12 protein-coding genes, 1 tRNA gene and 2 pseudogenes are annotated in these 13,546 nt (G+C 59.3%); 5 read left to right on the top strand and 10 right to left on the bottom strand.

Going from position 1 to position 13,546, the window contains the following annotated elements:
• Positions 1-9: 9 nt before the first annotated feature.
• The 7 genes and pseudogenes from H8B20_RS19675 to H8B20_RS19645 form a co-directional block, all read right to left on the bottom strand.
• Complete coding sequence (locus H8B20_RS19675; protein WP_210624267.1) at positions 10-639, bottom strand: DNA repair protein; 630 nt, start codon at positions 637-639, stop codon at positions 10-12.
• 17 nt (positions 640-656) lie between these two features.
• Positions 657-1,538: pseudogene (locus H8B20_RS19670) on the bottom strand (putative porin); the annotation flags it as partial.
• Between the two features lie 2 nt (positions 1,539-1,540).
• A pseudogene (locus H8B20_RS19665) lies at positions 1,541-1,944 on the bottom strand (POTRA domain-containing protein); the annotation flags it as partial.
• 112 nt (positions 1,945-2,056) lie between these two features.
• Complete coding sequence (locus H8B20_RS19660) at positions 2,057-2,659, bottom strand: transposase (protein ID WP_042558968.1); 603 nt, start codon at positions 2,657-2,659, stop codon at positions 2,057-2,059.
• A gap of 294 nt (positions 2,660-2,953) precedes the next feature.
• Positions 2,954-4,162 (bottom strand): DSD1 family PLP-dependent enzyme, encoded by a 1,209-nt coding sequence (locus H8B20_RS19655; RefSeq protein ID WP_210624619.1) that lies wholly within the window; start codon positions 4,160-4,162, stop codon positions 2,954-2,956.
• Positions 4,163-4,236: 74 nt separating this feature from the next.
• Positions 4,237-5,565 carry a D-arabinono-1,4-lactone oxidase gene (locus tag H8B20_RS19650; RefSeq protein ID WP_210624618.1) on the bottom strand — a complete coding sequence of 443 codons (1,329 nt, stop codon included), beginning with the start codon at positions 5,563-5,565 and terminating at the stop codon, positions 4,237-4,239.
• A gap of 76 nt (positions 5,566-5,641) precedes the next feature.
• Positions 5,642-6,004 carry a c-type cytochrome gene (locus H8B20_RS19645; RefSeq protein ID WP_210624266.1) on the bottom strand — a complete coding sequence of 121 codons (363 nt, stop codon included), beginning with the start codon at positions 6,002-6,004 and terminating at the stop codon, positions 5,642-5,644.
• 368 nt (positions 6,005-6,372) lie between these two features.
• On the opposite strand from H8B20_RS19645, the gene H8B20_RS19640 reads away from it, so the two are divergent.
• Together H8B20_RS19640 and H8B20_RS19635 are read left to right on the top strand one after the other, a co-directional pair.
• Positions 6,373-7,998: an NADP-dependent glyceraldehyde-3-phosphate dehydrogenase gene (locus H8B20_RS19640; protein WP_210624265.1), complete on the top strand. Its 1,626-nt coding sequence runs from the start codon at positions 6,373-6,375 to the stop codon at positions 7,996-7,998.
• Positions 7,999-8,035: 37 nt separating this feature from the next.
• Complete coding sequence (locus H8B20_RS19635) at positions 8,036-9,085, top strand: FUSC family protein (protein ID WP_210624264.1); 1,050 nt, start codon at positions 8,036-8,038, stop codon at positions 9,083-9,085.
• A 4-nt stretch (positions 9,086-9,089) separates the two neighbouring features.
• Here H8B20_RS19635 and H8B20_RS19630 read toward each other — a convergent pair whose 3' ends face one another.
• A complete protein-coding gene (locus H8B20_RS19630; protein ID WP_210624263.1) occupies positions 9,090-9,983 on the bottom strand; it encodes a DMT family transporter in 894 nt (297 codons plus the stop codon).
• A 149-nt stretch (positions 9,984-10,132) separates the two neighbouring features.
• Here H8B20_RS19630 and H8B20_RS19625 point away from each other — a divergent pair, with 149 nt between their 5' ends.
• Together H8B20_RS19625 and H8B20_RS19620 are read left to right on the top strand one after the other, a co-directional pair.
• Complete coding sequence (locus H8B20_RS19625; RefSeq protein ID WP_042558961.1) at positions 10,133-10,570, top strand: Lrp/AsnC family transcriptional regulator; 438 nt, start codon at positions 10,133-10,135, stop codon at positions 10,568-10,570.
• A gap of 57 nt (positions 10,571-10,627) precedes the next feature.
• Complete coding sequence (locus H8B20_RS19620) at positions 10,628-10,954, top strand: YceK/YidQ family lipoprotein (RefSeq protein WP_210624262.1); 327 nt, start codon at positions 10,628-10,630, stop codon at positions 10,952-10,954.
• 65 nt (positions 10,955-11,019) lie between these two features.
• Here H8B20_RS19620 and H8B20_RS19615 read toward each other — a convergent pair whose 3' ends face one another.
• A complete protein-coding gene (locus H8B20_RS19615; RefSeq protein ID WP_007915443.1) occupies positions 11,020-11,691 on the bottom strand; it encodes a Bax inhibitor-1/YccA family protein in 672 nt (223 codons plus the stop codon).
• Positions 11,692-11,813: 122 nt separating this feature from the next.
• Here H8B20_RS19615 and H8B20_RS19610 point away from each other — a divergent pair.
• Positions 11,814-11,901, top strand: a tRNA-Ser gene (locus H8B20_RS19610).
• A gap of 305 nt (positions 11,902-12,206) precedes the next feature.
• Here the strand turns inward: H8B20_RS19610 and H8B20_RS19605 are convergent.
• Positions 12,207-13,529 carry a purine-cytosine permease family protein gene (locus tag H8B20_RS19605; protein WP_210624261.1) on the bottom strand — a complete coding sequence of 441 codons (1,323 nt, stop codon included), beginning with the start codon at positions 13,527-13,529 and terminating at the stop codon, positions 12,207-12,209.
• Between the last annotated feature and the right edge of the window lie 17 nt (positions 13,530-13,546).

Here is a 13,546-nt window from a genome sequence, read left to right as displayed (position 1 = left end):
GCTTGTTAATCAGTGCGAGAGCGCGGCTTGCGGCGCATCGAATTGAGTCTTGTAGAGGTCATCGCCAAACCCTTGGGTCAGTTCTTCGAACTTGACCCGTGCGCTGCCCGCGAAGGGCTGGCGGATCTTCATCACCTCGGCGACATCGATGTGTTCGTAGGCCGTGAGGATCTGTTTGGCGACGCCGTACATCTGCTGATTCTTGGCTGAACATTGCTGCACTTGTGTGTCACGTTCAGTCAATTGCGCTTGAAGCTTAGACCGTTCTGCTTCTTTGGCACGGGCCATGACAAGCAACTCGTCATAGGCCTTTTTGAACTTGCCGGTCTGCTCGTTGCTGGCCGCCATTTGCGCCTGCGCCTGGCTGTGCAGGTTCTGCTGCTGCCCGACCAATTGGTCGGCAAGGCTTTTGGTCTTGACCAACTCAGCGGTCAATTGCTTGATTTGCGCCTGCCCGGCCTTCACCTCGTTCTGCGCCGCCAATTGTGCGGCGCTGGCCTGGGCCTGCTGACTTTGCAGGGCCTGGAGCTGCTGGGTGGTGCTGCGCAATTGCGTGCGCAAGCGTTCTTCCATGCCTTCGGCACTGGCACCTGTGGCGATCAACATCCCAAGCCCCAGCCACAAAAATCGCGTATGCATAACCCTCTCCCGGCGCCTTAGAAGCGCGTGTTGATCTCAAGCTGCAAGACGTCGATGTCAAACGGCGCGCCATACACCGCCTCGGTGCTCATCCAGCGACCGGTCGCCGAGACGTTCTTCGCCAGACCGTAGTTGCCGCCGAGGAAATACCCCTTGGCATTGGTGCCACCGAGGCGGAATGACGAATCGTTGAAGCCGTCCGGCAAGGCATCCGGCTGGATGTACTTGTAGCCGGCGAACAGGTTCCAGTCGCCCTGCTTTTTCAGGTCCAGTTCATTGCCGAGGGTGAACTGCACCATCCAGGCATTGGCGCCGCTTTCGATCTCGCCGTTGCTGTCGAGGTTGTTGACGATCTGCCCGGCCGAACGCTTGCGCATATCGCCCTCGTCGTAACTGAGGTTGTGGATGTAGTTGCCCTGGCTGCGCAACTTGAAATCTGCCGGCAGATCGGCGTCCCACACCAGGTTCAAGTCGAGCAGGTTGAACTCGGAGGCCAGGCCGACAAACTGAGGTTGCGCCGTGATCGTCGGGTTGGCCGGGTCAGGCGTGATGTCACGTAGCAGGAGCACGCTGTTGCCCTTCTGCATGAACGCCGCGCGGCTGCCGTCGCTGTCGCAACCAGGTGCGCCGGCCCAGGGTTCGCAGGGGCTGGAACGCTGGCCCTGGATATCGTCGAAGCGGTAGCAAGCCAACGCCCCCTTCAAACGGTTGTTGCTGTTGATCGCCCACTTGGCGCCAAGCTGCGCGCCGTACAGCCATTTGTTGTCGCTCTCTTCCTTGTCGAAACCGTTGCTGCTGCTGGTGTCGTTGGTGTAGTCCACCGGGAACGCACCGACGGTACCGAACACGCCCGAATCGTGGTTGAGCTTGTGGTCGAAAATCGCTGCCACGCCATCGAATGCGCCAGTTCGCCCTGGACCTTGGCGAAGTCCGGCGCCTCGCCTTCCTTCAGCGCCGGCACGTCGTCGCGGAGGTCCAGCGGCGAATAATGTTTGGCGCCGACCACCCGCACCCGTCCGACCTTGGTTTCGCTGACTTGCAGATAGACGATGCCGCCGCTACCGCTTGCTCCGGCAACTCGACGAACACCGATTGATAGCCGCGTTCCTGATAGGCCTTCTGCAACGCATCACGCGCGCCTTCGATGTCGGCCAGCGCTTTTTGCGGGCCGAGAAACGGGTACACCGCCTCTTCAATCGCCCGTGCATCGAGCACCGTATTGCCGCGCACGAAGTATTCGTTGACGTCGACCAGGCGCTGCGTCGCTGCACTTTCGCCAGCCTCTTCGGCCAACGCCGGCTGCATGCCCGCCGTCACCAGCAGCCAGCCCCACAGCACCAGCCGTGACGTGAAAATCTGTTCCACACTACCCCCTGAAATTCGCGTTGACGTGTCGGCGTTCAAACGCCCTGTTGCATCAGTTATTGGCTATCGAGGCGCCGGCATGTTTGCCGAGCCAGGTGTGCAACAGCGCGAAGTTCAAGGAGAACTCGGGCATTTGCAGCAAGGCGCCGCAGAACACTTCTCCGATGATTTTCTGGATGAGTTGCACCGCACGCGGGTTGTTGAGCAGCGTGGCGATGTCGCGACTGAGGACGTTGAAACTCCAGACTTTCTGGTTCAGGCCCAGACCTACGAACCAGCGGAACAGCAGGTTGTAACTCAGCTGTTCATAGAGCTGCTGTTCGCTGGGCACCGAATACAGCAGTTGCAGGAGTAGGATGTGCATGACCGTTTGCGCGGGAATGAGCATGCCGGGTTCGGCATTGAGGTCGTGCAGAACGTCGCGGTGGGTATCGAGCAAGTCCTCGATCTGTGGGCGCAGCAAAACCAGTGAATGGCCCGGCGGAATGTAGCTGGACACCTCTTTCAAGGCGCCCTGCCAGTCATCCTGCGAGACGATCCAGACCCACGGCGCGCCGTAGCGATACACCGAGACCGGCTTCTTGCGCGCGGCTTCGACGATCTTCGACAGGCGTTGATCAAGTTCCTGCATGCCCACTTTCGAGTAGCGTTCCATAGTCCCCACTGCCTCACGCCCGGCGTCCCGCCTCGGCTTGTGAAAAGCGCCCCGTTGGGGCCCTCAAGCGCGTTACATAGGCATGACCGGACAGGCGATGGGCTACCGAACTTTTGTCATAAAAGCTTCATTACTCGAAAGTTTGAATGGGGTCTCACATACACCACAAAACCCTGTGGGAGCTGGCTTGCCAGCGATGGCGGTGTGTCAGCCAACTACCAAGGTCGCTGACCTGACGCCATCGCTGGCAAGCCAGCTCCCACAGGGGACGTGGCGTTTGGCTTGGATGCGGTTTCAGGTATAAACCGCCCAGGTGTCAACAATCTTGCCGCCACGCACCGCCAGCAAATCACCGAATTGCAGGAGGACAGCTTCGGTCTGGGTCGGGCGCAGGAAGACCTGATCCTCGATCTTCAGGCCCACCGCGTTCGAGCCGTTGACCATTTCCTGATTCGAACTGCGGCCATAAACAGTATTGCTTTGCAGCCCCTGCGGCGATTCGAACTCGGCCATCCAATTGCCGCCGTAGATGAAAAAGGTCTGTTGCTGATTCTGGTCCCACCACGAGAACAGTGTCGACTTGTCGTCCAGCGCCGGGATGTTGACCGCTCCAGTGCTTTTCAGCACGGGCGTGGCAATGTAAGTGGCCGGTACATGATCGACCAGGGACGGGAGATCGTAGTGCGTCGGCTTGAGCATTGCCGTACCGACTGAAACTTCCGTGCTCAGGGTTTCCTTTTCATGGATGCGATAGCTCGGACTGCCAGCGGTGTTCAGGCACAAACCGTCATGCCACAACCCCGAAAATTGCTGGCGGGTGAAATCAACGCAGCGCTGATAAATCACCATGACCCTGGCAAACAATTCCTCGGGCGAGCCCAGAATCCCCGGCACACCCATGCCCACGAACGGGTCGTAACCCATGAACCCGGAAAACTGCAGGTGCTGCGGGTTGGCACTGATCAGCGCGAGCATCTGCCCCAGCACGTTCACGTCACTGACCCCGCCGCGATGCAGGCCCACATCCAGCTCGATGTTGATGCGCATCCGCGTGCCCAAACCCTGCGCCAGCGCCAGGTACTGCTGCAAACGCTCAGGGCTGTCGAGCAGCCATTGCAACTGCCTGGCAGGATCAAACGGGCCTTTGTGGATCTGATAAAACAGCTCGGCCGAACGTACCGGCAACGGTTTGCCGAGCAAGATATCCGACTGCGCAAACGTCACCGCATCGTGATTGAGAAACGGCTGATGAAACGACATCAGTTTTTGCGTTCCGACACGTTGCGCGATATAGCTGAGCAACCCTGGCGATGGCAGCGACTTCTCCACCAATCGCAACTGCTTGTTGCCACGTTTGACCGATTGCATGACCACATCGATGTTGTGATCGAGACGATCCAGATCGATCAGTAGCACCGGGCACATCGGCCCCTTTTCCCTCAGTTCTTTATTCAGCGCCCGGAAATAGTCGCTATAAGGCCCGCCGCGATCGCCCGGCCGCAACCACGCGCCGACGCCCACCAATAAAGCTCCGACACCCAACGTGCCAAGCACAAAGTTACGTCGATTGACCGCCATCAGCTCACCCCCAGAATCGACGACAAATGCGCATTGAGAAACCGCCCCCTCGGATCAAGCGCCTCGCGCACCTGGGCAAACTCACGCCAGCGCGGGTACAGCGGTTGCAGGTTTTTCGCGTTGAGCGTGTGCAACTTGCCCCAGTGCGGGCGGCCGTTGTACTTCCAGAAGATGGGCTCGACAGCCGCGAACAGATTGTGATGGTCCATCTGGTAATGCTGGTGCACCGAGATCGAACAGCTGTCGCGCCCCTCGAACATGCTCAGCGGGATGTCGTCGGCCTTGACGTAGCGATACTCGATGGGAAACCAGGTGCGCAGGTCTTTGTCATGTATCAGCTTGAGAATCTCGCGCAGGCAGGCCGGGCCGTGTTCGGCAGGCACCGAGTACTCCATCTCGTTGAAGCGCACGGTGCGTACGTTGGCATAGATGTCGAACGAGTCGCCGACCCGGTCATCGAAACTCGCCAGATGCCGCAGGCTGTTGAGCATCGTACGGCGCAGCTCGGGAAAATCGCTGGCGTACTTGTCAATCTTTTCAATCAGGGTGACGAACTCGTTGCCGCCCTCCTCTTCGGGACTGATCGGCGGTGTGGTCGGGTCGTCCGTTTCGTTGAGGGCGATGGACAAGGCGTAGTCGGAATGGGTGACCACGAGCATTTCCCAGTGCTGATTTTCGCGGGTGTTGGTGTCGAGGTCTTCCAGCAGCTCTTCGGTTTTAGCGATCCACTGGCGTTCGCGCAGGCGATAGGCCGGGCGGTTCTGCAGGCGAATTTTTGTTGCCACACCAAGTGCACCGAGGGATACGCGGGCGGCATTAAACACCTCAGGATGGCGCTGGCTGTCACAGTCCAGCACCTCGCCGCTGGCCGTCACCAACTGCATGCCGCAGACGTGGGCCGAGTAGGACTGGAAGTTTTTGCCGGTGCCGTGAGTCGAGGTGGCAATCGCGCCGGCGAGGGTCTGATAGTCGATATCGGCCATGTTTTGCAGCGCCTGGCCGACGTCCTTCAGGGGCATGCCCATGCGCGACATCGGTGTGCCGGCGGCGAATTCGGCCTGCAGGGTTTTCGGGTCGTGATCGAGCAGCCCGGTGAAGTAGCTCAACGACAACAGCGTGCCGTCGGTGGGCACCAGGGCGCTGAACGAATGCGCCGAGCCGACCGGACGAATCGTGCCTTGAGCCTGACGAATCACTGCCGTCAGCTCATCCAGATTTTTCGGCGCCAGACGCGCCGCCGGCAGGCAGCTCTGCGCGCCCGACCAGTTGCGCCAAGGGATCAGCCGTGGCGCGCGCATCAATTGGCCCAATGCCGGGTTGCTCGCCAACGCACTGAACGCGCCAACAATGCTCGCCCGTTGCAACAACTGACGCCGTGTCAGATCCATCGTCATGCGCGCACCCTTATTCTGGAAGAGGCTGGTCGGCCATGAAGCCGATCAATTGCAGGAACTGCTCTTGCGAACACTCAACGCACTGGCCCATCGGTGGCATGCCGTTGTAGCCGTTGATGGCATGGTCGAGCAACGTGTCGGCGCCCTGCTGGATTCGCGGTTCCCAGGCTTTGCGGTCGCCGGTGAGCGGCGCATTGGCAGCCGGGTTGGCGTGGCAGAGTTGGCAACTGTTGGCGTAGATCTGCGCCAGCGCCGGGTCGGACGGGGTAGCGCTGCTGGCGATGCTGGAAGTGACCGCCGGTTTGGCATCGTCGCCGCATCCGGGCAGCATCGTGGCCAACGCCAGCAGCAATGTGATCGGGATTGCCCGCATAACGATCCTCAAGGGTGGCCCCACTTATTGTTGTGATCACACCTTAAGACAGCGACGCCAGAGGCTTGAGGGCATTGCGGGACAGCGAGGGGGACTTCGACGGCCAGTTGGGCTCACTTCAGGATTGGGCACACCACAAAACCCTGTGGGAGCTGGCTTGCCAGCGATGCGGAGTGTCAGTCAATGCAGAGAATCAAATAACCGGCCTCATCGCTGGCACGCCAGCTTCCGCTGGGATCGGTGGTGGCCCCGCCCTCTCTGTTTCGGCCCTTTGCCTGATATTTACGGGTTTAAATTTCGCCGCATTCAGGCGTATAACCTGTACAGACTTTTTGATCTGCACGCGGACATCAACACGGGGTAACGACATGACCACAGCAAACATCCTTGGCAACCTGTTCCCTTCTGTCAGCGACATCCCGGAAAAATACCGCCTCGACGGTCAGGTCGAGCAACGCGAATACCTGGTCGACGGTGAATTGCGCCGCTGGGACGGCCCGCTCGCCACGGTTCGCAGCCCGGTCTATCTGCACGGCGACAATGGCGATGAGCAAGTGATTCTCGGCAGCACACCCCTGCTCGACGCCGACACGGCCCTCACCGCGCTGGACGCCGCCGTCCGCGCCTACGACCGTGGCCAGGGCCTGTGGCCGACCATGCGTGTGGCCGAACGCATCCAGCACGTTGAAGCGTTCCTCGGGCGCATGCGCCAGCAGCGTGACGCAGTGGTCAAGCTGCTGATGTGGGAAATCGGCAAGAACCTCAAGGACTCGGAAAAAGAGTTCGACCGCACCTGCGATTACATCGTCGACACCATCAATGCGCTGAAAGAACTCGATCGCCGCTCCAGCCGTTTCGAACTGGAGCAGGACACGCTTGGGCAAATTCGCCGCGTGCCGCTCGGCGTGGCGCTGTGCATGGGCCCCTACAACTATCCGCTCAACGAGACCTTCACCACGCTGATTCCGGCGCTGATCATGGGCAACACCGTGGTGTTCAAACCGGCCAAGCTTGGCGTGCTGCTGATTCGCCCATTGCTCGAAGCATTCCGCGACAGCTTCCCTACCGGTGTGATCAACGTCATCTACGGCAGCGGCCGCGAAACCGTCAGCGCACTGATGGCCAGCGGCAAGATCGACATCTTCGCCTTCATCGGTACCAACAAGGCCGCCAGCGACCTGAAGAAACTGCACCCAAAACCGCACCGCTTGCGCGCCGCGCTGGGGCTGGATGCGAAGAACCCCGGCATCGTCCTGCCGGAAGTCGATCTGGATAACGCCGTCAGCGAGGCGGTCACCGGGTCACTGTCGTTCAACGGCCAGCGCTGCACCGCGCTGAAAATACTGTTTGTCCATGAGGATGTGGTGGACAGCTTCATCGAAAAATTCAACACCAAACTGGCCACGCTGAAACCGGGCATGCCGTGGGACAGCGGAGTGTCACTGACACCGCTGCCGGAGTCGGGCAAGGTCGATTATCTGCATGAGCTGGTCGCGGATGCGCGCAGCAAGGGTGCCGAAGTGGTCAACCCGAATGGCGGTGAGTCGCGCGAGTCGTTTTTCTACCCGGCGGTGCTGTACCCGGTGAACCCGCAGATGCGCGTGTATCAGGAAGAACAGTTTGGCCCGGTGGTGCCGATCGTGCCGTACCGTCACCTCGATACGGTGATCGACTACGTGCTGGAATCGGACTTCGGCCAGCAGTTGAGCATCTTCGGCACCAACCCGGTGGCCGTCGGACGGCTGGTCGACACGTTCGCCAATCAGGTCGGCCGGATCAACCTCAACGCCCAATGCCAACGTGGCCCGGACACTTATCCGTTCAACGGCCGCAAGAACTCCGCCGAAGGTACGCTGTCGGTACACGATGCGCTGCGGGTGTTTTCGATCCGCACGCTGGTGGCCACTAAATACCAGGATAGCAACAAGGATCTGATCAGCGAGATCATTCGCGGACGCGATTCTAGCTTCCTGACCACCGACTACATCTTCTGACGAGGACCTTGCACTGAGTACGTTCAGCACCCACCGAATGCCACCGCTGTTGCGCCGAATCCTGCGTCCGCTGCTGGACCCGTACCGGCGCTACCGCCACGCCCGACTGATCCACGCGGTGCGGGTGGCATTGGGGTTGCTGGCAACCATCCTGCTGACCACCGGCATCAACCTGCCTCATGGCGAGTGGGCATCGGTGACCATGCTGGTGGTCATCGGCGGTTTGCAGCACCACGGCAACATCGGCAAAAAAGCCGCCGAACGCGCCACCGGCACCTTGATCGGTGCCGGCGTCGGTTTGTTACTGGTGGCGCAGGAAGCGTGGCTCGGCATGCCGTGGCTGACCTACTTTGCCATGGCCGTGGTGTGCGGCTTCTTCTCGTATCACGCCATCGGCAAGGGTGGCTACACTGCCCTGCTCTCCGCGATCACGGTATTTATCGTCGCCGGGCACGGCGACAACCCGATCACGGATGGGCTGTGGCGCGGGGTCGACATCCTGATCGGCATTGCCCTGGCGCTGGCATTTTCCTTCGCCCTGCCGCTGTACGCGGTGTATTCGTGGCGCTACAACCTGGCCGATGCCTTGCGCGATTGCGCCACGGTTTACGGACGCATCATCAGCGGCCAACCGGTCAGCGCCGACGAACATCTGAAACTGATGGGCCGCCTGGGTGCGGTGATGGTGCAACTGCGTTCGCTGATGCCGTCGGTGTCCAAGGAAGTGAAGATTTCCATGACCGAACTCGATGCCATCCAGCGCAACCTGCGCATGTGCATCAGCACACTGGAGATCCTCGGTAACACGCGCCCCGACGTCAACGACCCCGAAGCCATGGCCCATCTGCAATCAGCGTTGAAGGCCGAGCACCGGCAGATTCGCGTGCAATTGATTGGTATGGCCCGCGCACTCAAGTCGGGAGCGACGCAGCGTCTGGATCGGCCAGCGGAGTTGCCGGACGCCAGCCTTGAGGCACCGGTTTACAGTGCTTTGGATGGCTATCGATTGCTGACCCGGCAACTCGCCGCAAACATCGGCGAGTTGCGCCAGCGCCTGGCGAAAACCGCGCCGCGATGGAATATTTGACGTTTTACTGCGCAGCCAGTCGCCGAGCCTTGAAACCCCAGCCCTGTTGCATGCCCGCAGCGGCCAGCAGAATCGCTGCCACGCCCACCCATTGCAAGACTTCCAGGCGATGACCGAAGGCTAACCAGTCGACGAAAATCGCTGCAATCGGGTAGATGAACGACAGTGCGCCCGTCAACGCTGTCGGCAACTTCTGAATCGCGCCATATAGCAGCACGTACATCAGGCCAGTGTGAACGATGCCCAGTGTCACCAGGCTGGCCCATGCACTCGGCGCTTGCGGCAGTGCCGAAAAGTGCGCGAACGGCGCAAGCAACAGCACGCCGGTGCAGACTTGGATCAGCGCAATCAAGTGCGGCGGCGTGCCCGTCAGGCGCTTGATGATCAACGCGGCAATCGCGTAGAGAAACGCCGCGCCCAGTGCCAGAGCGATGCCCAGCAGATACTGACTACCTCCATCGCCTTGCTGGCCGTGGGCACTGACAATTGCCAGCATGCCCATAAAGGAAATTGCCAGCCAAAACAGCTTTTGCAGGGTAATTTTCTCGCCGAGAAACAGCGCCGCCAGTCCGACCAGCATGAACGGCTGCACGTTGTACACCGCTGTGCCGATGGCGATCGAGGCCCGGGAATAAGACGCAAACAACAGCACCCAGTTGCCGACAATCGCCACGCCGCTGAGCAACGCCAGCAAGAATGTAGCGCGTGTCAGTAAGCCGGGGCGCAAAAAACCGAAAATCGCGCAAATCAACAGCAAAGTGCCGGCCCCAAACACACAGCGCCAGAACACCACGTCCAGCACCGGTTGCCCGGAAACCAGGACGAACCAGCCGATCGTCCCGGATATCAGCATGGCCGCGGTCATTTCAAATGAGCCGCGACGGATTGGGTTGTCCATCATCAATCTCCTCAGCGTTTGGCGAATGCGTGGCAAAAGTATGCCAATCCGATGCCGGGCCATTCCAGCGCAAAAAGCAGGCTAAACTCGGTTTCTGCCTTTTTTATCGAGGGTGGTTTTCATCAATTGCCTAATGCTGGAGATTGACCATGACCGATGACATCGACCAGATCCTCATCAGTGCCTTGATGGAGGATTCGCGGCGTTCATTAAAGGCCTTGGCGCAAATCAGTGGCCTGTCGTCGCCCAGCGTCGCGGAACGCTTGCGCCGACTGGAAGAACGCGGCGTGCTCAAGGGCTACACCGTCGAAATTGACCCCAAGTGTTTTGGCTATCAATTGCAGGCCATCGTCCGCGTGCGACCGCTGCCGGGGCAGCTGCAAGAAGTAGAGCGGCAGATTCTGTCGATTCCCGAATTCACCGAGTGCGACAAAGTGACCGGCGAGGACTGTTTCATCGCCCGCCTGCACGTACGTTCGATGGAGCAGCTGGATACCCTGCTCGATCGCCTTAACAACCTCGCCGAAACCAACACGGCGATCGTCAAGAAGACACCGGTCAAGCGCCGACTCCCGCCAATGGCATAAATGCTTTTTGCTCTCGTTCGGCGTAGATTGAGATTTTTGCGGCTAAGGATTGGCGGTATGAGAATTCAGGCAGTGATGTTGGCGACGCTTATGCTCGCCGGTTGCGGGACCGTGCAGACGGTAGTGCGCAGTGATCAAGTCGCGGCGGACTATCTGAAAGACAAGAAATCCCACTGCGGCGCCGTTCCGCGGATCTACAGCGGCGTGACCTATGATTTCTGCCTGCTGCACGCAGAGCGTCCGGATGATGTCGATGCGTTCAATTACAACAACGCAACGCCCGGCGTGCTGGTAGATGCCGCGTTGTCGGGGGTGGTGGACACACTGCTGTTGCCTTACACGATCTATAAGCAACAAGCCGATGGCAGCATCGTGATCAATTGATCACCTTTTCTGCAGGCAACAAAAAACCCGCCTAGGCGGGTTTTTTGTTGTTTCATGGACTGCGATCAGTCATCGCGGCTCATGATGCCGAAGATCTGCAACAAGCTGATGAACAGGTTGTAGATCGATACATACAGGCTGATGGTCGCCATGATGTAGTTACGCTCGCCGCCGTGAATGATGGCGCTGGTCTGGAACAGGATGCAGACCGACGAGAACAGCACGAAACCTGCGCTGATCGCCAGTTGCAGGCCGCTGACCTGGAAGAAGAAGCTTGCCAGCGTTGCACCCAGCAGGACGAAGAAACCGGCGGTGATGAAACCACCCAGGAAGCTCATGTCCTTGCGGGTGATCAGCACGTAAGCCGACAGACCACCGAACACCAGTGCCGTCATCGCGAACGCGGAGCTGACCACTTCGGCGCCGCCCTGCATGCCCAGGTAACGATTGAGGATCGGGCCGAGCAGGAAACCCATGAAACCGGTCAACGCAAAGGCGGACACCAGGCCCCATGCGGAATCACGAAGTTTGTTGGTAAGGAAGAAAAGCCCGTAGAAGCCAATCAGCACCACGAAAATGTTCGGGTAGCCAACACGCATCTGCTGGGCAACGAACGCCATCACGCCGCTGAATGCGAGGGTGAGAGCGAGTAGACCATAAGTGTTGCGCAGGACGCGGCTAACCTCTAGCTGCTCAGCCTGCACGCTGTTATTAACTGCGTAATCCTGTTCGCGCATGGCGACACTCCTGTTGGTTTGAAACGTTCAGTCGCAAAGATCATAACAGAGGCTCTGTAACAAGCCATGCAGAGAGTTTGACAGTGTGTTTCATTCAGGTATTATGGCGCCCGCAACGCAACGGAGGTGTGGCCGAGTGGTTTAAGGCAACGGTCTTGAAAACCGTCGACTGTAACAGGTCCATGAGTTCGAATCCCATCGCCTCCGCCATATTTGTACCGACAAAGCCCTGATTATTCAGGGCTTTGTCGTTTCTGGGGTTTAAGATTGTGGGTTCTCGCTTCCTGGATCGTTTCCGCATCTTTTCGGGCATTTCCGCAACCCTACATTCCAGACCGCCCTCTTCCAGTCAATTTTTCAAACGCCAGATTTGATGAGATGGGCGAGTTTAGAGTGAGGCAAAATGCTAGTTTCGGCCAGAAGCAGTCACTGGAAACCCATCGGCGAATTAATAATTAGCTTCCAGTTGCCTGCTCTTCCTTGTTAGAACAGAAGGGATCAGTGACTGCAAGATGCTACTCTGCCAGCCCTAACTGCAACCGGCTTCGATGGGATAAGCCTGCTTGCAGGGCAAACGCCACTACCACCGTCGCCGGAGCCGAAAAACTGCTCAGTCCATCACCGGCAAACATCAATGCCAGTCCCAGCGCTGTCGCCCCGAACCACGCCGTCAGTCCCACCGGATTGAATGCCGCCACTCGCTCCAGCGCCGCCACATCACTGCGTCCACAGAGAATCTGCGCCAGCGCTACGCCGACCCAGGCCACGACGAAAATCCCCTGATAGGCCAACGCTTTGAGGAGGTAGGCGAACACGTCCGCGAGCATCAAGCCGTAGACGATCACGCCGACCACCAGCGCCCACACCATGTACGAACCGCGTACGCCGAAACGGCCGAAGAACGCCTGCATGTTCAACGTCGCCAGGTAGTAATTAGCGGTGTTGATCCGGGTTTGCGTGGCCCAGACAAAAAGCAATCCCCACAGCCCCATCAACTGCAGGATCGCCATCACCACCGACACTTCATTCAGCGCGCCGTCGTGGGGAATGCTGCTGACTAGATAGATACCCGCCGCGCCATTGAGCAGGAACGTCACTGCGTAGAACGGCATGCCGAAGTTCCAACGACCGTGGTACTCGGCGTCTTCAGATTTGCCGAAACGTGCGTAGTCGAAGGTGAACAACATCAATACCCAGACGCCCATGTAGGCGACGAAGCAATGCCACCAGCCAAATGCGTCGGGGGTTGCCGGGCCGAAATCCAGCCATTGCGGCTGGTAGCCATAACGACTGATCGACAGCCCCACCGCCACCAGCAGACCGCCGAGGTAAATCGGCAGCAACACGCCGTTGAGCTTGTCGAGCCAGTGTTGCACGCTGCCGAGGATCATCGGCACGCTGTAGATCACCACCGCCAGTGCCGCCAGCGGATAGATCAGTTGCGGATACAGGTGATTGAGCGCCACGGCGATCACCGAGCCTTCGAATACCGCGTAGTAGATCGCCGTGGAAAAGAAGATCAGCGTCGCCAGGCACGCGCCGGTGCTGCCGAACAACAACCGTGAAAACAACGCCACCGACAAGCCGCTGCGAATCGCGAAGCGGCTGAGCACACTGTTGACCAGACCGTAGCTGATCACCGACAGCACCATGCCGATCAGCGCATTGCGCGCACCGAACGACAGCGCCAGTGACGCCCCGACCACGATGTAGAACATTGCACTGCACACCGCCCACCAGGCCATGGTAAGCGACAGTCGCCCCATGCGCGCCTGGCTCGGTACGGGATGATGGGCCGGGTCCTGCCCGGTTTGACTCGATTGCGATAAAGCAGCCATATGCGTGAACTCCAGAA

Source organism: Pseudomonas sp. P42, assembly GCF_017973755.1.
GTDB classification, from domain to species: domain Bacteria; phylum Pseudomonadota; class Gammaproteobacteria; order Pseudomonadales; family Pseudomonadaceae; genus Aquipseudomonas; species Aquipseudomonas iridis.
The sequence above is the reverse complement of the archived record's forward strand: the minus strand, read 5'-3'. Positions and strand labels throughout refer to the sequence as shown.